18 protein-coding genes are annotated in these 19,575 nt (G+C 59.9%); 5 read left to right on the top strand and 13 right to left on the bottom strand.

Going from position 1 to position 19,575, the window contains the following annotated elements; all coding sequences use genetic code 11:
- The first annotated feature begins 355 nt into the window (after window positions 1–355).
- On the top strand, window positions 356–1,828 hold the full coding sequence (locus HK439_RS19095; RefSeq protein WP_190293074.1) for a sensor domain-containing diguanylate cyclase: 1,473 nt from the start codon (window positions 356–358) through the stop codon (window positions 1,826–1,828).
- A gap of 303 nt (window positions 1,829–2,131) precedes the next feature.
- A complete protein-coding gene (locus tag HK439_RS19090; RefSeq protein ID WP_190293073.1) occupies window positions 2,132–5,437 on the top strand; it encodes a PAS domain S-box protein in 3,306 nt (1,101 codons plus the stop codon).
- 34 nt (window positions 5,438–5,471) lie between these two features.
- Here the strand turns inward: HK439_RS19090 and HK439_RS19085 are convergent, their stop codons facing one another.
- From HK439_RS19085 to HK439_RS19070, 4 genes are all read right to left on the bottom strand, one after another.
- Entirely contained in the window at window positions 5,472–6,605 is a 1,134-nt protein-coding gene (locus HK439_RS19085) for a LacI family DNA-binding transcriptional regulator (RefSeq protein ID WP_190293072.1), read from the bottom strand.
- Between the two features lie 123 nt (window positions 6,606–6,728).
- Entirely contained in the window at window positions 6,729–7,256 is a 528-nt protein-coding gene (locus HK439_RS19080; protein ID WP_190293071.1) for an OmpA family protein, read from the bottom strand.
- A gap of 65 nt (window positions 7,257–7,321) precedes the next feature.
- Window positions 7,322–7,969, bottom strand: a complete 648-nt coding sequence (locus tag HK439_RS19075) for a L,D-transpeptidase family protein (protein WP_190293070.1) — start codon at window positions 7,967–7,969, stop codon at window positions 7,322–7,324.
- Between the two features lie 109 nt (window positions 7,970–8,078).
- Complete coding sequence (locus tag HK439_RS19070; RefSeq protein WP_190293069.1) at window positions 8,079–9,011, bottom strand: DMT family transporter; 933 nt, start codon at window positions 9,009–9,011, stop codon at window positions 8,079–8,081.
- 142 nt (window positions 9,012–9,153) lie between these two features.
- Between HK439_RS19070 and HK439_RS19065 the strand changes: the two genes are divergently transcribed.
- On the top strand, window positions 9,154–9,609 hold the full coding sequence (locus tag HK439_RS19065; RefSeq protein ID WP_190293068.1) for a methylated-DNA--[protein]-cysteine S-methyltransferase: 456 nt from the start codon (window positions 9,154–9,156) through the stop codon (window positions 9,607–9,609).
- A 26-nt stretch (window positions 9,610–9,635) separates the two neighbouring features.
- Here the strand turns inward: HK439_RS19065 and HK439_RS19060 are convergent, their stop codons facing one another.
- The gene (locus HK439_RS19060) at window positions 9,636–10,112 is read right to left on the bottom strand and encodes a hypothetical protein (RefSeq protein ID WP_190293067.1); all 477 of its coding nucleotides are present in this window, start codon (window positions 10,110–10,112) and stop codon (window positions 9,636–9,638) included.
- Here HK439_RS19060 and chrA point away from each other — a divergent pair.
- Entirely contained in the window at window positions 10,060–11,358 is a 1,299-nt protein-coding gene (gene chrA, locus HK439_RS19055) for a chromate efflux transporter (protein ID WP_190293066.1), read from the top strand. The genes HK439_RS19060 and chrA overlap by 53 nt on opposite strands.
- 28 nt (window positions 11,359–11,386) lie before the next feature.
- Here the strand turns inward: chrA and HK439_RS19050 are convergent, their stop codons facing one another.
- The 8 genes from HK439_RS19050 to HK439_RS19015 all read right to left on the bottom strand — a co-directional run bounded on the left by HK439_RS19050 (window position 11,387) and on the right by HK439_RS19015 (window position 18,808).
- A complete protein-coding gene (locus HK439_RS19050; RefSeq protein ID WP_190293065.1) occupies window positions 11,387–11,884 on the bottom strand; it encodes a MarR family winged helix-turn-helix transcriptional regulator in 498 nt (165 codons plus the stop codon).
- Window positions 11,885–12,001: 117 nt separating this feature from the next.
- The gene (locus tag HK439_RS19045) at window positions 12,002–12,589 is read right to left on the bottom strand and encodes an NAD(P)H-dependent oxidoreductase (RefSeq protein WP_190293064.1); all 588 of its coding nucleotides are present in this window, start codon (window positions 12,587–12,589) and stop codon (window positions 12,002–12,004) included.
- Entirely contained in the window at window positions 12,589–13,170 is a 582-nt protein-coding gene (locus HK439_RS19040; protein WP_190293063.1) for an NAD(P)H-dependent oxidoreductase, read from the bottom strand. Before HK439_RS19040 ends, HK439_RS19045 begins: the two co-directional genes overlap by 1 nt.
- Window positions 13,171–13,273: 103 nt before the next feature.
- Window positions 13,274–14,680 carry an FAD-binding oxidoreductase gene (locus HK439_RS19035; RefSeq protein ID WP_190293062.1) on the bottom strand — a complete coding sequence of 469 codons (1,407 nt, stop codon included), beginning with the start codon at window positions 14,678–14,680 and terminating at the stop codon, window positions 13,274–13,276.
- The gene (locus HK439_RS19030) at window positions 14,677–16,005 is read right to left on the bottom strand and encodes a cytosine deaminase (RefSeq protein WP_190293061.1); all 1,329 of its coding nucleotides are present in this window, start codon (window positions 16,003–16,005) and stop codon (window positions 14,677–14,679) included. Before HK439_RS19030 ends, HK439_RS19035 begins: the two co-directional genes overlap by 4 nt.
- 1 nt (window position 16,006) lies before the next feature.
- Window positions 16,007–16,879, bottom strand: a complete 873-nt coding sequence (locus HK439_RS19025) for an ABC transporter permease (protein ID WP_190293060.1) — start codon at window positions 16,877–16,879, stop codon at window positions 16,007–16,009.
- Window positions 16,876–17,709, bottom strand: coding sequence for an ABC transporter ATP-binding protein (locus tag HK439_RS19020; protein ID WP_328804199.1), 834 nt, complete (start codon window positions 17,707–17,709; stop codon window positions 16,876–16,878). The genes HK439_RS19025 and HK439_RS19020 overlap by 4 nt, the downstream gene beginning before the upstream one ends.
- A gap of 97 nt (window positions 17,710–17,806) precedes the next feature.
- Window positions 17,807–18,808 (bottom strand): ABC transporter substrate-binding protein, encoded by a 1,002-nt coding sequence (locus tag HK439_RS19015; protein WP_190293058.1) that lies wholly within the window; start codon window positions 18,806–18,808, stop codon window positions 17,807–17,809.
- A gap of 367 nt (window positions 18,809–19,175) precedes the next feature.
- Here HK439_RS19015 and HK439_RS19010 point away from each other — a divergent pair, with 367 nt between their 5' ends.
- Window positions 19,176–19,565 carry a RidA family protein gene (locus tag HK439_RS19010; protein WP_190293057.1) on the top strand — a complete coding sequence of 130 codons (390 nt, stop codon included), beginning with the start codon at window positions 19,176–19,178 and terminating at the stop codon, window positions 19,563–19,565.
- Window positions 19,566–19,575: the final 10 nt, after the last annotated feature.

Here is a 19,575-nt window from a genome sequence, read left to right as displayed (position 1 = left end):
CTGTCTCTGCCACGCACCGGGAAAAACAGGGGTGTCGGGGAACCCGTTTTCCGCACCCCGCATTCCGATTTCGACAGACTGACTTGTGAGCGTGGGTTCGAAGGATCCTGCCCGGAGAATTAGTGTCCAAGGCAGGATCATCAGAGTCATTCTGATCGAATATAATTACAAATTTAATTAAAGTATTATCTATTCTAAAATCACGTAATACGCTTCAATGTAAAAAATACGTAGAATACTACAAGAATAAAATATTATCAATAATCTCGAATAACCAAATTTTTCTCACAATTATTATATATTACGCTAGGGAAGTTACGTATGTTATCATTGCAACCAAGAATGGTGACGACCGATGACCCAGACCAGACTGACAAACACTCTGAACCCGGACGCGGAAAAATTCGTCGAGTCCGCCACTCCTTCGGCTGAAAAGGCGCCAGTCCGTTTTGCGGAATCCGACGACGGCCTGTTGGGGGCCATTGTCGAGCTGGACAGCAAAGGGCGTTGCGTCTTCATCAATGACCTGTTTGCGAGCTGGTTCGGCAAACCGCGCGAAGACCTGCTCGGCACCAGGATCAGAGACGCTTTGCCGTCGGACAGCAGGAACAGATCCGAGCCGTATTATCAGCGCGCCTTGAAAGGCGAGCATGTCTGCTTCGAGACCAAAAAGCGTTATCCAACCGGCATCACCCGCGAGGTCCGCATCGAATACTCACCCAAACTGAATGCCTCGGGAGACCAGACCGGCGTCATCATCTACTCCACCGACATCACCGAGAGGAACCGGACGGAGCGCACGCTCGCGGACCTTTATGCGATTACGTCGACACGGGAGCTGACGACGGATCAGAAGATCGAGCAGATCCTGAAACTCGGCTGCGATCATTTCGAGCTGCCGTTCGGGGTTATCAGCCGGATCATCGAAGACCATTATACGGTCACCCACGCCGAAAGCCCGAACGGCGAAATCATGGCCGGCGCCTCGTTCGCCCTCGGCGCAACCTATTGCAGCCGCACCCTCGACGAAAATGCCCCGCTCGCCATCGACCATGCGAGCATGTCCGAATTCGCCGGCTTTCCCTGCTATGAAAAATTTGCATTGGAGGCCTATATCGGCGCCCCGGTTTTCGTGGACGGCGACACCTACGGCACCATCAATTTCACGGCGCCCGAACCGAGGGAGCGTCCGTTTTCGAAGACCGGGAGGGAACTGATCCGCCAGTTCGCGGACTCGATCGGCAACGAAATTGCTCGGCAGCAGGATCATGATGCGCTCATGGAAGCCAGGATCCGGCTGGAACAGGTTGCCAGCAATGATGACCTTACCGGCGTTTTGAACCGGCGCGCCTTTCTGGAACGCGCCGAGACGGAACTTGCCCGGTTTCATCAGACAGGCCGGAAATTCACCGCCGTGACGATCGACGTCGACGACTTCAAGTCGATCAACGACACCTACGGCCATTCGGTCGGCGACGAGGTCCTGAAGGGGATCGCCGAATTGTTTTCCGAAAGCCTGCGGCCCGTGGACGTCTTCGGCCGCATTGGCGGCGAGGAATTCTGCGCCATTCTGGACGATACCGAAGAACACGATGCCCTGATGACCTGCAATCACATCCAGAAAAACGTGATCAGACAGTTCAAGGTGGAGCCCGTCACGGGGGACATCACCTGCAGCATGGGCCTTGCAACCGTTACAGCTGAGGACAGCCGGTTCTCCGAACTGCTTCAACGGGCCGACCAGGCGCTTTATCGGGCCCGGAAAGCCGGTCGCAGTCGCTGTCTGGCCTACAGACCTGAAGTCCGCTTGCGCATGGCCGCCGGTTAGGACGGGATGTCCGCTTGTCGGCATCTGCCGTTCCCCGAAAGGCGCGCACCCGTTTAGAGCATATTGCCAGCATATCCCGACGTGCACAGTAATATTGACAAGCTATTTTAAACGATACTCGGGAAATCACGACTTGCCGTTAGGAAAGTTTGAATTTTCCCTATCGTAAAAAATACTTAGAACAACCTAATGGCAATATTCTCCCGAAAAAGGCAACAATTTTAGGGGTATTACTTAATAGAATTATAATCTTATTTAAGGATTTGACGCATGCTGGCGTTACGAAAAAAGCGGCGGCAGCAAATGAACGAGCACACATTAACCGACGTTTTGAACATGGACCTGGAGAAATCCTTCGGACCCCTGGATGAGTGTGTCGTCGTTACACGACCGGACCGGCGCATCCTGTTCGTCAATCGCGCAGCCGAAGAGGTTTTCGGATATTCCAGAGAGGAGTTGATCGGCGCGACAAGCGTCAATCTCTACGCAAATCCGAAGGAATTCACCGCCAACCGAAAGATCTATGACGACGTCGATTCGCTTTCGACCGACAACCGTTTCACGGTCCGGCTTCGCCGGAAAAATGGCTGCATCTTCACCGCGGAAGTCGTGAGCGCCGCCCTCTATGACGGAGCCTCGGATCCCGTCGGCTTTCTGTTTATCGCCCGCGACATCACCGATCGCCTGGCGCTCGAGGCTATGCTGAACGACGCCGTCGCCACCCTTGAGGATGCTCTGGAGACGATTTCCGACGGTTTTGCCGTCTACGACAAGGACGACCGGCTTGTCATCTGCAACGAAAAATACCGGGAGATCTATGCGCACAGCGCACCGGCGATGGTTCCGGGCGCCACTTTCAGGGAAATTCTCGAATACGGTCTGGACCGAAACGAATATGACCTCGGCAACCTGAGCCGCGAGGAATGGCTTCAAATCCGGATGGACCGGCATTTGGCCGCGGACGGCGAAGTCATTGAACAGGCGTTGGGAGACGGTTCCTGGCTTCAGATCGCCGAACGCCTGACCCTTTCGGGAGGCCGGGCCGGCATCCGGACCGACATTACCGATCTGAAAGCAGCGCAGTCCCTGGCCGAAAATGCCCTGCACAATCTTTCGAATCTGGCGGACAACCTCTCTTGCTCGATCACCGAATACGATCTTGACGGAAATTGCATATTCCTCAACGAAACCAGCGCAACGTGGTTCGGCGGAAGAAAAGAGGAACTGCTCGGGACCCAATTGCGCGAACGATTGCCGGCCAAAAACCGCACAAAATCGGATCCCTTGTTCAAGCGGGCGCTTGCGGGCGAAAAAATCTCGTTCGAAACACGAAACGACTTCATCGACGGCCAGGCGCGCGATGTCTGGATCGATTACATCCCGAAGAAAAACGCCGCAGGCGAATTCTCCAGCCTCGTCGTCCTGGCGACCGATATCACGGACATCAAGCAGGCCCAGGCGCAGGCGGAAAAGGCCCATCGCGATCTCTCCGATCTGACGAACAATCTGTCCTGCGCCATCCTGGAATACGATCTCGACGCCAATTGCGTCTTCGTCAACGAGACAATGGCGCAGTGGCATGATTGCGGCAAGGAGAGTCTTCTGGGGATTCCGGCCCGGACCAAGCTCGACTCGGACTACATGAAGCAATCGGAACGATACCTTCAGCGCGCATTCAATGGAGAACCTGCGACATTCGAAACAACTTACGCCTATCCAGATGGCATAACCAGAAACGTACAGGTCGAATTTACCCCGAAGAGAGATGCCGCAGGCAATCAGGTCGGCGTCATTGTTTACGTCAACGATATTTCCGACCTGATGACGGCCCAGGCACAGACCGAACAGGCACACCGGGACCTGTCCGATCTTGCAGACAACCTGTCATGCGCCATCGCGGAAATAGACCTCAACGGCATTTGCGTTTTCAGCAATGAGACCAACAACCGGTGGCTGGGAGGCAAGGACCAGGTCGGCTCCTCCATGGTCCAGGTCCTCAATCCCGAGTTCCTGAAGGAAGCCCTTCCCTATTATAAAAGGGCTCTCAAGGGAGAAAACGCCGCCTTCGAAACGGTTTACAGTTTCCCGGACCGTGGCGACCGCAACATTCACGTCGAATACACACCGAAATCGAATGCGAATGGCGATCGCATCGGGGTCATCCTCTACGTCACGGATGTGACCGACCTGAAAACCGCACAGGCTCAGACTGAAAAGGCACACCGCGACCTGACGGACATGACGGACAACCTGTCCTGCGCCATCATCGAAATGGATCTCGAAGGCAACTGCGTTTTCATCAACACGGTGTTTGCGGACTGGATCGGCAAGCCCCGCGAGGAATTGCTTGGAACTAAGGTCCGAGACACGCTGGCCGCCGAAAGCAGGAACAAGTCGGAGCCGTATTTCCAGCGCGCCCTGAAGGGCGAGCACATCTATTTCGAAGACAGGATTCGCTATCCGACCGGCATCGAGCGCGAAGTCAGCATCGAATACACACCCAAGCTGAACGCGTCGGGCGAACACGTCGGCATCATCATCTATTCGACCGACATCACCGAAAGAAAACAGACGGAACGCACGCTCGCCAAACTCTACTCGATCACGTCTACACGGGAGCTGACAACCGATCAGAAGATCAATCAGATCCTGAAACTGGGCTGCGAGCATTTCGGACTGCCGTTCGGGATTATCAGCCGGATCATCGAAGACCGTTATTCGGTCATCTACGCGGAATCCCCGAATGGCGAGATCGAGGTCGGCGCCTCGTTCGACCTCGGCGAAACCTATTGCGCTCACACGCTCAAGGCGGACAAACCGGTCGCCATCGCCCACACCAAAACTTCGGCTCTCGCCCATCATCCCTGCTACGAAAAATTCAGGTTGGAGGCCTATATCGGCGCCCCCCTTCTCGTAGACGGCGAAAGATACGGCACGATCAACTTCACGGCGAGCGAGCCGCGCGAACGTCCGTTTTCGCAAACAGAGCAGGAGCTTATCCGGCAATTCGCCGACTGGATCGGTAACGAAATCGCCCGCGAGCAGGACCACATCGCCCTGATGGAAGCGCAGGTCCGCCTGGAACGGATCGCCAGCATCGATGATCTTACCGGCGTCCTGAACCGGCGCGCCTTCATGGAAAGGGCGGCTACGGAAATCGCCCGGTTCCGCCGGACCGGCCGGAAATTCACCGCCGTGATGATCGACATCGATCACTTCAAGTCGATCAACGATACCTTCGGCCATTCCGCAGGCGACGACGTTCTGAAGAAATTCGCCGGGATTATTTCCGATGCCCTTCGCGCCGTGGACGTTTTCGGCCGGGTCGGCGGCGAAGAATTCTGCATTATTCTCGACAGCACGGAGGGTGACGACGCGCTGATGGTCTGCGAACGCATTCGCCAGCAGGTGGTCGAACAATGCCAAGTGGAACCGATTACCTGGGACATCACCTGCAGCATGGGGCTTGCGACCGTTGCCAAAGCGGATGTGGAATTCTCAACCCTGATGCAACACGCCGACCAGGCGCTTTACAGGGCCAAGGAAGCCGGACGAAATCGGTGCCTGTTCTTCAAGGCCGAAGACTTCGCGCCCGAAACGGCCGATTGAAAGGCACTTCTTTTTCGGGAATATCGGTTGCGCCTCAGCCGCCTGGTTTTCCCGCGAACCTCGTCGAGCTCTCGCGGATCCGCAGCTCCGGCTCGATGAGGATGGGCGTATTCGGCACCCGCTCGCCCGCGATCTGGCGCAACAGCGTCAGGGCCGCCAGGCGCCCGATCTTGTCTGCGTGATTGCACACCGTCGTCAGGGCGGGCAACAGATTTGCAGACCCGTCGATATCGTCATAGCCGGTCAGGGCGATGTCCCGTCCGGGCTCCACACCGGCCCGGCGCAGCATGGGCATCATGCCGAACGCTATCAGGTCGTTGAAGCACATGACCGCCGTCGGCCGTTGCGGCGCATCCAGAACCCGGGCGACGGCGTCCCGGCCGTCGGCCTGGGTCATCAGCTCCGGCAGATCGAGCTGCGCCGACGGATCGATCCTGTTTTCCTCAAGCGCCTTTTTCCAACCGGCATGCCGGTCCCGGCCGGTCGAGCTGGCCCGGCGGCCGCCGATCATGGCGATGGACCTGTGCCCCTGATCCACCAGGTGGCGTGTCGCTGCATATCCGCCGGCAACATCGTCGCCACGAACACACGGCGCCCAGGCACCGGCCACCTCCCGGCACACCAGGGTGACCGGAATTCCCTGGTCGACCAGACGGTTGATTTCCTCGGCCGTAGTGCCGACCGACGGGCAGATGATCAGCCCGTCCGCCCGATGCTGAAGCAGCGTGTTGACGAAAGCCCGCTGCCGCTTCACGTCATCCCGGTGATTGCAGATGAAGATCATCTGCCCCTGTTCTTCCAGCACATCCTCGAGCGAGGAAAAGATTTCCGCGAAGTAGGGGTTTTGAATGTCGTGAACGGCAACGCCGACGATCTGGCTGCGCGCAGTCCGGAGCGACGCCGCGGAGCGATTGTAGATATAGCCGATCTCTTCGGCCGTCCGCTTGACCTTGGCGCGCGTTTCTTCCGCGACCAGCGGGCTGTCGCGCAGGGCGAGCGACACCGTCGCGGTCGAAATTCCGAGCTGATCCGCAATATGTCCGAGGGTAAGACGCCTTCCCGGATTTGCCGGCAAAGCCGGATTAACGCTCCCGTCCGTTTCGCCGGTCGGCCTGTCGGAGCCGGAAGTGCCGGACGGGGATTTGTTCGAACCTGATTTCTTCTTCATCTTCTGGGCCGCAACCTAATCCGAGCCCCGCCGTCAGGAGGGAGGCATGAAAGGGCAACCGGATCTGGATCCCGATTGCCCCCAAAGACATAGGCCCGGGCTATCCCCGCTCAAAGCCTTTTCTTACCGGCCCGGCGCCGAAGCGTCGAATTCCTCGCGCAGGTTCACGACGACACGGCGGTTCTGGGACTGACACGTGATTTCATCGCAGTCGGTCACCGGGCGTTCGATTCCGTAGCCTTTCGCCCACATGCGCTTGCGGGAGACGCCCTGTTCGGCAAGGGCGTTCAGCACGGCTTCGGCCCGTTTTGTCGACAGGGCCTTGTTGGCGCTTTCGCCGCCCGGATCGTCGGCATGACCCTGGACCTTGATCAGCCACCCCTTGTTCTTCTTGAGCCAGTCGGCCTGACGGACGATGGTCATCCTGGCTTCGTCGGTGATGACGGCCGAGCCCTGTTCGAAGTAGATCCGGCGTCCGACGTTCAAAATGAACTCTTCCTCGGACCCCGGTTTGATATCGACAAAACCGGTGGCCCTGGCATTCGTCACGTCAGGCGTGGTCAGATCAGCAGTGTTGCATCCGGCCAGAACAAGACAGGAAAGCAGAAACCCCGCCGATCCGATCCTTCGGAAATACCCGTTCGTTGTCACGTCTTCCCCCCATAAAAGCAGGGCGGCCCTGGAGCCGCCCGCATCATCACAACGCCAGGCATTCCTCAGCCGGCATTCTTTTCGCCGAGGTGCTCAAGCACCAGCACGCGCGTCCCCTTCGGGCAACGCTGGTAAAGGTCGATCACATCTTCCGGGAACATGCGGATGCATCCGCTGGAAACATCACGGCCGATGCTCCACGGTTCAAGCGTTCCATGCAGCCGGTAGCCGAGATCGGCCCCGTCCCGGTAGAGATACATGGCGCGCGGACCGAGCGGATTGTTCGCTGCTCCACCTTCGACCCTGCGCGGCAGGTCCGGCCGGCGCTGCAGCATCTCGGGAGGCGGCACCCATTGGGGCCAGATGGCCTTGCGGTCGATCCGCGCCCTGCCGAACCACTGGAACCCTTCCTTGCCGACACCGACACCGTAGCGGAGCGCGGTGTTGTTCTCGTAGACGACATAGAGGAAATGATTGGTCGAATCGACGACCACGGTTCCCGGAGACTCGGTACTGAAATATTTCACCACCTGACGCTGCCAGACGGGGTCGATCTTCTTGAAGTTGGTCAGGCGATAGCGGAAGCCGTTGTCTTCCGCATATCCTCTGAAATAGGCGTCCGCTGCTGCATTCGCATAAGACGGTGAACGAAGCAGAAGCGCTCCGCCGAGTGCGGCGCTGCCAGTCAGAAAGTCCCGGCGCGATACGGACATCACACACCTCCACTTCCCGATCCGCCGGCATCTTCCAAAAATCCGACCTTGCCGACCGGGAATGTCCTTGCTCAACTCATAAGACCCGCTGTCATTAAGCCCGCAATAGCTACCGTGCGTCAACTGTTACCGGCGGCACCTTCCTGATCTGCTCGCGGTAAAGGATGTAAAGACCGGATGCGACGACGACCGAAGCGCCCACAAAGGTGCTCACCGTCGGAATGTCCCCGAAGATCAGATAACCAAGCGCGATCATCCAGACGATCTGGGTGTAGATGAACGGTGCGAGCATGGGGGCCGGCGCGGTCCGGTGGGCCAGAATGAAAAACCAGTGCCCGAGCCCGCCCCAGAATCCGGTGGTCAGCAACAGGACCCAGTGCAACAGATCCACCGGCGGCGTCCACACCGACAGTCCGGACGGCGTCATGGCGATAGCCGCGACCAGTCCGGAAATAATCAGCATTCCGGCCGGCGAGTCCGTCACTGCCAGCATGCGGGTCATCAGGGCGTATAATGCATAGAAGAACATCGCCCCGACCGAATAGATGGCGGCCCAATGCATGCCGCCGAATCCCGGCTGGGTCACGATCAGAACGCCGATAAAGCCCACGATGATTGCCGCCCAGCGCCGCGCGCCGGCCCATTCGCCCAGCAGCGGTCCGGCAATCGCCGTCACGAGGAAGGGCGCCGCGAACAGAATGGAGATCGTTTCGGCGAGTTGAAGATACCGCACCGCCATGAAATTGCAGATGGTCGTGGAAAGCAGACAAAGGGCACGCACGATCTGCAGGACCGGACGTCCGGTTCTCAGAAAGCCCGGATTTCTCCAGATGCGGAACATGAAAAGGGCGATGACCACATGGGACGCGAACCGCACCCACACGATCTGCAATGCCGGCATGGTCTGGCCCAGATACTTGGCCGTCGCATCGAGGATCGCAAAGCAGAGACAGGCAAGAACGATCAGTCCTATGCCGATCAGAACGGCTCTCGACGACCCTTGATCACCCTTTGAAAGGGCGTCCGTATTTCCGGTGTTCATGGGATTATCCTGGTCGGCCGCGCCGAAGTCCGGCGGCGGACATTTCCGTTTCTTATCCCTGAAACGAAAAAATCAAAAGGCCGGTTTGCACGGGAACGGTACGGCATATACTCACGGATAGACACGCTCGAAAGGCTTGCGCATGCCCGTCGCCTCTCTTCCAACCCCTGTCGGCCCGCTCGCCGTGACCGTCGAAGGGGACGCCGTGACCCGGCTTGCATGGGATAGCGGCACGCAGGGCGAAGCCTGCGCCCTTCTGGAAGAGGCCCTGTCCCAGCTCGAGGCCTATTTCGACGGCCGCCTGAAAACCTTCGACCTGCCGCTCGCGCCGAAGGGAAACGAACTGCATCAGGCCGTCTTCAAGGCCATGCTGGACATACCCTACGGCCAGACACGCACCTACGGCGATGTTGCGAAGGACCTGGGGACCTACGGCCAGCCGATCGGGCAGGCCTGCGGCGCAAATCCGATCCCGGTCATCATTCCCTGCCACCGCATCCTGTCGGCGACGGGCCTTGGCGGCTATTCCGGCGCCGGCGGCCTGGATACGAAAATCGCACTCCTGAAACTGGAAGGCGGTTACCCGTTCCTGCTCTGAGGGACAGGCGTTCGCTTGAAAACGGGTCAGGTCAGAATCGTACCGAGAACATAGGCGGCCACGCCGATGGCAAACCAGATCAGGATGCTCTTGCCGAAAGAACCGGCGTTTCCGCCGGGGCTTGTTCCGGCCGCTGGATTTTTGGCCGTTGATTTTTCACTTGTCCGGAACAGTCCTGTGCGTCCGAACGAGCGGTCGGACACTTTTCGGAAGCGGGCTTTCAAGGCCGCGGCACGGCGCGCACCGCGCTCTTCGTTCAGTCTCGGTTTCGTCATCGGTCCGGTATCGAAAAGGATCGCTGTCCCTTTTTCCCCGAACCTGAAATAAGAGTTTGAACCGAAGGTTTCAAATTCGGGCCAGCATGACGGCCTGAGCCCAAACGCCCTGTCCCGGAATTTCATCCCCGGACGGGACCGATTTGCGCGAGAAAATGGTGCAGAAGATATCTTGATGGACAGGACCGAGCCGCCCAGCCTTACCGACATTTGCCGGGTCGCCTTCAAGGTCGGTATCTTCTCCTTCGGCGGCCCGGCCGCCCAGATCGCAATGATGCATCAGGAGTTTGTCGAAAAGCGAAAATGGCTCACCGAAGACCGGTACCTGCATGCGCTGAACTACTGCATGCTGCTGCCCGGACCGGAAGCCCAGCAGCTTGCGACTTACTGCGGCTGGATCGCGGGAAAAACCAGGGGCGGCCTGATCGCGGGACTGCTCTTCATCCTGCCTGGCGCCTTTGCCATGGCGCTCGTCAGCTTCATCTACGCCCGCTACGGCAAGATACCCGCCATCGAAGCCGTATTTTACGGCGTCAAGGCGGGCGTGCTTGCCATCGTCATTCAGGCCTTGCTGAAGATCGGGCGAAAAGCCTTGAAGAGCCGGCTTTCCTGGGCTCTGGCGCTGGCCTCCTTCTGTGCCCTGTTCTTCTTTGCGGTGCCGTTTCCGCTTGTCATCCTCGCAGCCGGCCTGATCGGGGTTTGGTCCGGCGCGTATCCGCTCCCCGAAGCTTCGGGCGGCCATCGGCCCGCACCGGCTTCAATCGCCACGTCTTTCAAGATGCTAGGGGCAGGCGTTTTTTTGTGGGCCCTTCCGCCCATTGCCGCCTTCTTCCTGCTCGCACCGGATCATATCCTGGTTGATGTCGCCCGCTTTTTCGCAACCCTTGCCGCGGTCAGTTTCGGCGGCGCCTACGCGCTGTTGAGCTACATGGCCCAGGTGGCTGTCGAGACCAAGGATTGGCTGTCAGCCGGGGAAATGCTGGACGGCCTCGGTCTTGCAGAAACAACACCCGGACCGCTGATCCTCGTCACCCAGTTCGTCGGGTTTTTGGCCGGCTACCGGGAGCCGGCACCCTTTACGCCGCTAACCGGCGGACTGCTTGCCGCAGCGATGACGACCTGGACGACCTTTGCACCGAGCTTCCTGCTCGTTCTGGTCGGCGCTCCGTGGATGGAACGCCTTCGGGGCAACCGGAAGCTCGCCGCGGCTCTTTCCGGCATTACCGCGGCCGTGGCGGGCACCATTCTCAATCTGGCCGTCTGGTTTGCCCTGAATGTTTTTTTCGCAACCGTTTCCGAAAGAACAGTCGGACCGCTGACACTGGCCATCCCCGATCCTGCCAGCCTCGACGTGGTCAAAGTAATGATCGCCCTTGTTGCAGCCGGATTGGTGTTCGGCGCCCGTCGAGGGGTCGTCACGGTGATTTCCGCAACTGCCCTTCTCGGGCTCGCCGGCCATTTTTTCCTCGGCTAGAGCGCGTTGAGTCCGGCGCCGGCTGCCCTTATGCCGTTTCGAGTGCGCCGTCCTGGTCCGGCTCCAGATCGCTTTCGTGCTCCGGATCCTGGTCGAAGGTAATGGACAGATTCTTTTCCACCTGGCGCAGAAGCTTGCGCAGCTTCTTGCGGTCCTTGTCGTCGAGACCGGCCATGGCCTCCCGTTCCAGCCGCTTCCAGGCCTTGTCGACGGAAGCGACCAGGTCGCGGCCGGCCTCCGTCAGATGCACCCGCGCCAGACGTCCATCCGTGTCGGACACCTGACGCCGGACGTACCCTTGCGCGGACAGCCGGGTGACCATCTTGGTCACCGTCGGCGGCTGGACGCCGAGCGCCAGGGCCAGTTGGCTCATGGTGCGTCCGTCCGTGTCCGCGAGCACCTTCAGAACCAGTTCCTGACCGGGATGCAGGCCAATCCGCATCAAGTGCCCGCCGGAACGCGCGCGTTGCGCCTTCGCGGCCTGAACGAGACGGAACGTCACGCTCTTCTTGTAATTGAATGCCATTGTCGAAATCCCTACCTGAACAATCGACCCGAATCGTTCCGGCCCGGATCTAATCCGGGCGAAAGGTAATGGCGTTATTTAACCGTCAAATGACAATTGGGCCACTTTGGCCGATTCTCAGAATTTTCCAAGGCGATGGCGAATCTTAGCCAGATAACGGTCCCGGCTCTCCGTTGTCGACGTGTCCATTTTATAATGCGCCAGGTAGAGCGTCCGGCAATTCGGCGCGCAGAGCGCCCGCATGCCGCGCAGGATCGTCTTGCGCCCCGGCTCGCCCATCAGCTTGGAAACAAGCCACGTCGCCCCGCAGGTCGTGACCACGGCGATCTTCCTGATATGCTGCATCTTCGGCTTCATGCCCGCACCTTCGGTCGGCATCTCGAAGGTCACATGCGGCACCCAGACCCGGTCGAACCAGCCCTTGAGCATGGCCGGAAGTCCGAACCACCAGGTCGGATAGACGAAAACGATCATCTCGCACCAGTTGATCGCGTCCACATGCTCCGCGACCGGTTGCACGTTGCTGTCCGGCTCGTGATAGCCGCGCCGCTCTTCCGCCGACATCGCCGGATCGAACCCTTGTGCATAGAGGTCGATCAGCCGGATGTCGTGCCCGGCGCCTTCAAGCGTGGACAGGACAGTATCCCGGATCGCCGCATTGAAGCTCTCCGCGCAAGGGTGGCAGTAGACGACCAGAACGCGCATCAGAAGGCCTCAAGCGACGTACCGACCTTTTCCAGAAACGCCTTGCGCTGGTCTTCGGTCACCCGGTTCATGTCGTAAAGCGCATGGTAACGGACCGGCGCGGCCGGCTTGATGACCGCGCGAAGGACACGCGTCGCGATCTTGCGTGGCGGATCGCCGACAAGAAACGCCCGCAGGCGCGTTCCGCCGTAGGTGGTGACGACAGCAAGCTTGCGGATGTTGTGCAGGCTCGGCGCCACCTTGCCGTTCTTCATCTTGAAGGAAACACCGGGCAGGAACACCCGGTCGAAAAACCCCTTCAAGATAGCCGGATGGCCGAAGTTCCACACCGGCGTGACGATCACCAGCGCGTCCGCCGCCAGAAGCCGATCGACATAATCCTTCACGTTCGTCTGGTTGGTTTCCAGGTCATGATAGCCGAGCCGTTCTTCGCGGGTGAGGCGCGGGTCGAACCCTTCCGCGTAGAGATCGCAGTCATCGACCTCGTGCCCGGCCGTGCGCAGGGCGCCGAGAACCCGTTCGTGCAGGGCGGCCCCGAAGCTGGTTTCGACGGGATGGGAAAAAAGAACCAGGACCCGCATTTGACGCCTTTCAAATTCCGGACATGCGGAAGGGACGGCCCGCTGATTTTTTATGCCAGCCGGGCGGCCTCGCCTGTCCTATAGGTTTTAAAAATTCGCGTTCCTACGACCGCTGCAGGCCCGGGAACAGGAACACCTTGTCGCTGGAATAATCGTAGGACGGATCTTCCCAGGCAATCATCTTGCCCGGATTGAGCAGCCCCTTCGGATCGGCCTCGCGCTTGAATGCCAGCTGGACCTCGTCCGTCTGCTTCATCCCGCCCTCTTCCAGCGTATAGCGGTGCGGATTGAAGATCGGACAGCCGTTTTCCTCATGAAGACGCATGATCTCGTTGAGGCGGTCTTCGCTGGTATAGCGGACGATCGGCAGACCGAAGCAGGTGATCCTGCCGTCGAAGCGGACGAATTCCAGGTGCCCCGGAACTTCGTCGCCCAGGAGCTCGGTCATGGTTCTCACCCGTTCCACATGGTTGGGGAACGGATAAAGGACCTGCAGATAGGTGATCGTGGGATCGACCCGAAGGCCGCGCAGGGTCGTGTGGTTCCACGCCAGTTCATAGGCCGGCGGCAGACCCTGCTTGTCGGATTCGCTCGCCGCATCGGACCGGTACAGAATGGAGGCCTTGGCGTTGCGGGAAACGAAGGCGGCAAAGGCGTCCATTGCAAACGGCGCGACCATGCACACCACCACCGACTGGTCCTTGCGGATATATTTCTGGTGCCGCAGGAAATAGTCGTGCGGCACGGGCGCCGCGATCGGCGCCAGTTCCTTCACCAGGATCCCGTCCTGGTTTCCGAGTTCGTCGGCGAAATGCACCCCGTCCATGAAGGTGTCGAACCCGACAAGGACGTCCACCCAGTCATAGGCGGCCGTCAGCGGCATTTCGATTTCGGTGATCACCCCGTTCGTGCCGTAGGCATGCATCACCTTGTGCAGGTCCTCGCCCGTGAGATCGAGTACCCGGGGCTCGGCTTCCATGGTCAGAACCCTGAGGCGGATGACGTTGCCGAGATCGCGCAGGCCGCCCCAGTTGATCGAGCCGACCCCGCCGGATCCGCCGGCGATGAAACCGCCGATGGTCGCGGTGCGGTAGGTCGACGGATGCAGCCGCAGTTCCTGACCGGAATGGGCTCTCGCCTGCTGATCCATGTCGTAGATGATGGCGCCCGGCTCGGCGACGATCACGCCCTGGCGGATTTCCTTGACGGCGTTCATCTCCGCCAGGTTCAGCACCACGCCGCCCGACAGCGGCATCGCCTGGCCGTAGTTGCCGGTCCCGGCGCCGCGCACGGTCACCGGAACGTCGAGGGCGAAACAGGCTTTGAGAACCTGGATGACTTCCGCCTCGTTTCGCGGGCTGACGATCAGATCGCCGGTCACATGGTCGAGCTGATGTTTGAGAACCGGGGAATACCAGAAGAAATCCCGGCTCTTCTGCTTCACGATCTGCGGGTTGTCTTCGATCTTGAGCCCGTCCAGATCCTTCTTGAGCTGTTCGATTGCGCTCATTCTGCCGCTTCCCTTCCCTGCATCAAACCGTCGAGCATTCGATAATCGGGCAGTTCTTCCGTGACGGTTTTCCCTTGCCGGAGGACATCCCTGGGTCCCTGGGGCCGGGACAGGAGTTCGCTCCAGTTCCTGGCCCTGAAGAGTATCATGTCTGCTGCTGCGCCGACCGCGAGCCTGCCCGCATCGGATCTCAGCATGTCCGCTGCCGACGTCGACACGGTTCTGATCCAGTCGGCGATCGGATGATCAAAATGCAGGATACGCGTCGCCTGCGCATAGACTTCGATCAAATCCAGGTCGCCATAGGCATAAAAAGGATCGCGGGTGTTGTCCGAGGCGACCGCCACCGGGATGCCCCGCTCGACCATTTCATGCACCAGGGTCACGCCCCGCCAGCGGGGCGTGCGTGCCGTGTGCCTGTCCTGAAGATACATGTTGCACATGGGCAGCGAAACAACGCCGATACCGGCTTCCGCCACCAGGTCGAGCGTTTCATCGACCTCGACGGGATCCTGGCGCGCGATCGAACAGCAGTGCCCGCAGACAATCTTGCCTTCGAAGCGGTTCCGGATCGCCGCCTTTGCGATGTGGTGCAGCGTGCGCGCCGCCGGATCGGCCGTCTCGTCCACGTGGAAATCGAGATCGAGCCCCTTGTCGGCCGCAAGCCTGAACATGGCGTCGAGATGTTCGTCGAGACGCGGGACCATGTAGGTGACCGAGCCGAGGATGCCGCCCGCATCGTCGACCCGTTCGGCAATCCGCTCCAGAAAACCGTCGTCGAGGTCGAGCCGGTCGATCCCGAAGAGGCAGGAGCCCTGCAGATCGATCCTGCCTTTCCAGGCATCCCGAAGTTCCTTGAAGACCGGCCAGGTGATTTCATCCTGCGGCGGCAGGCTGTCGATGTGGGTTCTGAGAACACCGGTCCCGTGCACATAGGCGCATTTCAGCGCGAACTCCATGCGGGCCCGCACATCCTCCGCCGACCAGTTCGCCATCCGGTCCTCGCCGACGGCCTGGAGCGCGCTCGCGAAGGTGCCATCCGGATTGGATTTGCGCGGCCAGATGTGGCCCTTGTCGAGGTGGGTGTGCATGTCGACCAGGGTCGGCAGGATCATGCCACCGTCCAGGTCGATCGAGGCTGCCCCGTCTGCCGGTGTTCCGGCGGCGGGTGCGATGCTCGCAATCCGCCCGCCTGCGATCTCGATGTCGACGCGGACAAGATCGCCGGAGGCCGCGCCGGCCACCGTTTCCGGCAGCAGGCAGGCGGGAGCCGTTCCGTTGAGCAGGCGCATGTCGCCGGTAAGATTTCGTCCCAGAACACCCATCTCAATTCTCCCGCTTCAAGGCGCTCTCGTGCCAGCGGCGCAGGAGCAGGTGCGAAATCATGCTGGTGCAGAAGAAGATCACGACGCCGGTCGCCGACAGCAGGAGGAGCGCCGAGAACAGACGCGGGATCTTGAGGCGGAAGCCCGCCTCCTGAAGACGGAAGGCGAGGCCAGACCCGGCGCCGGCGGAACCGGCGGCGAATTCGGCGACGACGGCCGCGATCAGGGCCAGGCCGCCGGCGATCCTCAGGCCCGCCAGGAAATAAGGCAGGGCATTCGGCATCTTCAGAAGGAACAGGGTCTGCCAGCGGCTGGCGCCGTAAAGCTCGAACAGGTTGAGCAGATTGTGGTCGGTCGACTTCAAGCCTTGCGCGGTATTGGACAAGACCGGGAAGAAGGCGACGATCCAGGCGCAGATCAGGATCGCCGACTGGGTGGTCGGCGCATAGATCAGGATCAGCGGCGCGATGGCGACGATCGGCGTCACCTGCAGGATCACCGCGTAAGGATAGATGGCGATCTCGATCCAGCGCGACTGGGTCATCACGACGGCAAGCCCGACGCCGCCCACAAGCGCGATCGCCAGCGCGGAAAACGTGATCTTCAGGGTCACGAGCAGCGCCGCCGACAGGATGCCCCAGTCCTGGACCAGGGTCTGCGCCACAAGCCAGGGGCTCGGCAGGATATAGTGGGGCACGTTATAGGCCTTCACATACCAGGCCCACAGGCCGACCAGCAGCGCCAGCATGGCAATCGGAATGACGATTTTCAGAATACGTTCGCCCAGGCTGTCGGAGGGCGCTGCGACCGGCGCCGGTTCGTCGAGTTCGGCCGGTGCAATGTCGACGGTCTTGTCGGTTTCAATCGCGCTCATAGGTGGTCGTTCGCCCCCATTGCCTGATGCAACGCATTGGACGCCTTCCGGCAATAATCGTTGTAGACGGTGGATGTGCGGAATTCTTCTTCCCGCGGGTAGGCGGCGTCGACAGGCATATCGTTGACGACACGGCCCGGACGGGCGGCCATCACCACGATCCGGTTGGAGAGATAGACGCTCTCGAATACCGAATGGGTCACGAAGATCACGGTCCAGCCGAATTTCTCCCAAAGATGCAGGAGGTCGTTGTTCAGCTTGAAGCGGGTAATCTCGTCCAGGGCAGCAAAAGGCTCGTCCATGAGCAGCAGCTTCGGACGGGTCACCAGCGCCCGTGCGATGGAGACGCGCATCTTCATGCCGCCGGACAGTTCACGCGGATAGGCGTCGGCGAATTTTTCCAGGCCGACCATTTCAAGAGCGCCAAGCACATCCTCGCGGGCCGCCGTTTTCGAAACGCCCTTCAGCCTGAGCGGAAGCCAGACGTTGTTGAATACCGTCGCCCAGGGCATCAGTGTCGGTTCCTGGAACACGAAACTGATTTCCGGCGTCGCCTTGCCCGTCGCATCGTGACCGGAGGTCGGCCATTCGATCGCCCCGGACGACACGTCGCCAAGCCCGGCGATGATGCGCAGCACCGTAGACTTGCCGCAGCCCGACGGTCCGAGCAGGCTGATGAACTCCCCCTGATGGACATCCATCGTCATGTTCTGCAAGGCGGTCGTGCCGTTGGAAAACACCTTGGAAACGCCTTTGAGGGCGATCAGGGGCTTCGATGCAACGGCTGACGTTGCCGCCGGTGAAGAGAGGTCGGCTTTCGCCGTATCGATCGTCAAGAAAAAGCTCCGATGTCTGTGTGGCGGGGCCCCGCCACACAGACTCATGCTAACAGATGGATTTGGAAAAGTGAGACAGATCCGGGAAGAATTACTTCTTCAGATCCATGCCGACGCCCTTGCACACGAACTCAGTCGTGTAGATCGTCTTGATGTCGATGCCGCCCTTGACCACGCCTGCCTTGACCATGGCGTCGTAGAAGTCCGCCTGCTGCTCGTCGGTCATGCAGCCGATGCCTTTTTCAAGCGCAGCACCGGATTCGACCAGGCCGAAATCCTTCATCGTCTTGATGGAGAAGGCGATCTGACCGTCGGACATTTCCGGATTGTCTTTCTTGATCAGTTCGTTGGCGGCGGCGTTGTCGCCATAAAGATAATTATACCAGCCCTCGATGGTGGCATCGACGAAGCGCTGGGTCAGATCCTTGTTGGCTTCCACGAAGTCCTTTCGGCCCTCGATCAGGGTCGAATAGGTCGTGAACCCGGCATCGGCCAGCAGGAACAGCTTCGGCTTGATGCCGCCTTCCGTCTCGATCGCATAGGGCTCGGACGTGATGTAGCCCTGCTGCGCCGACTGCTTGTCTGCCAGGAACGGACCCGGGTTGAATGTGTAGGGCTTGTACTGCGCGTCGCTGAAGCCCTTGTAGGCCGACTTCATCCACTGGAAGTAGGAGGCAAAGCCGTCCTTGCCCATGAAGATGGTCGGCAGCTTGGCCAGATCCTCGAACTTTTCGATACCGGCATCCGGATGCGCGATCAGGACCTGCGGGTCCTTCTGGAAAATCGCGGCCACTTCGACCAGCGGAATGTCTTCCGCCAGCGCGTTCAGCGGCTGAAGCATGTTGCCGGCCATGTAGAAATCGATCTTGCCGGCCAGGAGCAGCGCGCGGTTGGCCGCCTGCGGACCACCCGGAACGATGGTGACCTTGAGGCCGTATTTTTCATAAGTGCCGTCTGCGACCGCCTGGTAGTAGCCGCCATGCTCGGCCTGGGCCAGCCAGTTGGTGCCGAACTTCACTTCATCGAGCGCAAAGGCGCTGGTGGTGAAAGAAAGGGCCGCTGCAGCGACGCCGAGTGTCTTGAGGATATGCATGTTGTCTACCGTCTCCTATACGCTCAAAAGTACCGTGACCGCTCACCGGAGGTCCCGATACGTGCTCTGCCGCTGTGCCTCCACAGGCCCTGGGAGCGGGTCAGGCAATCATGCAGGGAATGAAATAGCAAACCCTATGCCAAACCCGCCCTCAATCCGAAAACCGGGAAGATTCCCCCACTCCCCCGCTTCCGTTTTTGCGCCGCCGAACAAGAATCGGATTCTGCCGGGTCAAAAGCTTGCCTATTTATTATGCAGCTTTGCCGGATAAATGCCACAAGCTTCGGCAGAAGCATTGCTTGCGCGGCCGTCCGCGCCCGCTAAGATTCTGCAATCACATCTTCGTAACAGAAAGGCGACAGGTTCCATGGTGCGAGCCATTACCCCATCCACCATCCGTCCCCCCTTTGCCCGCTACAGCCATGGCGTGGAGGTTCCCGCGGGCCACAGGCTCGTGTTCGCCTCCGGCCAGCTCGGGATTACCGAAGACGGTGTCATCCCCGCCGACGTGGAGGGACAGACCCGTCTCTGCTTTGAAAACATCGGCGCGATCCTGAAGGAAGCCGGCATGTGGTTTCAGGACATCGTGCGCATCAATGCCTATGTCACCGGCCGGGAGCACCTGCCCGGCTACATGAAGACCCGGGACGAATTCACCGCCGACCCGCCACCGGCATCGACCCTGATGATCGTCTCCGGCTTTGCCCGCGAGGAATTCGTCGTCGAAGTCGAGGTGATCGCGGCGAAGGCGGATTAGAAAAGGCTAT

Origin of the sequence: Roseibium aggregatum (assembly GCF_014692675.1) — a bacterium.
Classification (GTDB): Bacteria; Pseudomonadota; Alphaproteobacteria; order Rhizobiales; family Stappiaceae; genus Roseibium; species Roseibium aggregatum_C.
This window is presented reverse-complemented; position numbering and strand designations above follow the sequence as displayed.

What these genes read in the sequence shown, in the direction of transcription:
- HK439_RS19065 (WP_190293068.1), top strand. Translation starts at nt 9,154, where the DNA reads ATGCCCGTCGCCTCTCTTCCAACCCCTGTCGGCCCGCTCGCCGTGACC.
- HK439_RS19040 (WP_190293063.1), bottom strand. Translation starts at nt 13,170, where the DNA reads ATGCGGGTCCTGGTTCTTTTTTCCCATCCCGTCGAAACCAGCTTCGGG.
- HK439_RS19050 (WP_190293065.1), bottom strand. Translation starts at nt 11,884, where the DNA reads ATGGCATTCAATTACAAGAAGAGCGTGACGTTCCGTCTCGTTCAGGCC.
- HK439_RS19030 (WP_190293061.1), bottom strand. Translation starts at nt 16,005, where the DNA reads ATGGGTGTTCTGGGACGAAATCTTACCGGCGACATGCGCCTGCTCAAC.
- HK439_RS19025 (WP_190293060.1), bottom strand. Translation starts at nt 16,879, where the DNA reads ATGAGCGCGATTGAAACCGACAAGACCGTCGACATTGCACCGGCCGAA.
- HK439_RS19045 (WP_190293064.1), bottom strand. Translation starts at nt 12,589, where the DNA reads ATGCGCGTTCTGGTCGTCTACTGCCACCCTTGCGCGGAGAGCTTCAAT.
- HK439_RS19085 (WP_190293072.1), bottom strand. Translation starts at nt 6,605, where the DNA reads ATGAAGAAGAAATCAGGTTCGAACAAATCCCCGTCCGGCACTTCCGGC.
- chrA (WP_190293066.1), top strand. Translation starts at nt 10,060, where the DNA reads ATGGACAGGACCGAGCCGCCCAGCCTTACCGACATTTGCCGGGTCGCC.
- HK439_RS19035 (WP_190293062.1), bottom strand. Translation starts at nt 14,680, where the DNA reads ATGAGCGCAATCGAACAGCTCAAGAAGGATCTGGACGGGCTCAAGATC.
- HK439_RS19010 (WP_190293057.1), top strand. Translation starts at nt 19,176, where the DNA reads ATGGTGCGAGCCATTACCCCATCCACCATCCGTCCCCCCTTTGCCCGC.
- HK439_RS19075 (WP_190293070.1), bottom strand. Translation starts at nt 7,969, where the DNA reads ATGTCCGTATCGCGCCGGGACTTTCTGACTGGCAGCGCCGCACTCGGC.
- HK439_RS19090 (WP_190293073.1), top strand. Translation starts at nt 2,132, where the DNA reads ATGAACGAGCACACATTAACCGACGTTTTGAACATGGACCTGGAGAAA.
- HK439_RS19095 (WP_190293074.1), top strand. Translation starts at nt 356, where the DNA reads ATGACCCAGACCAGACTGACAAACACTCTGAACCCGGACGCGGAAAAA.
- HK439_RS19015 (WP_190293058.1), bottom strand. Translation starts at nt 18,808, where the DNA reads ATGCATATCCTCAAGACACTCGGCGTCGCTGCAGCGGCCCTTTCTTTC.
- HK439_RS19070 (WP_190293069.1), bottom strand. Translation starts at nt 9,011, where the DNA reads ATGAACACCGGAAATACGGACGCCCTTTCAAAGGGTGATCAAGGGTCG.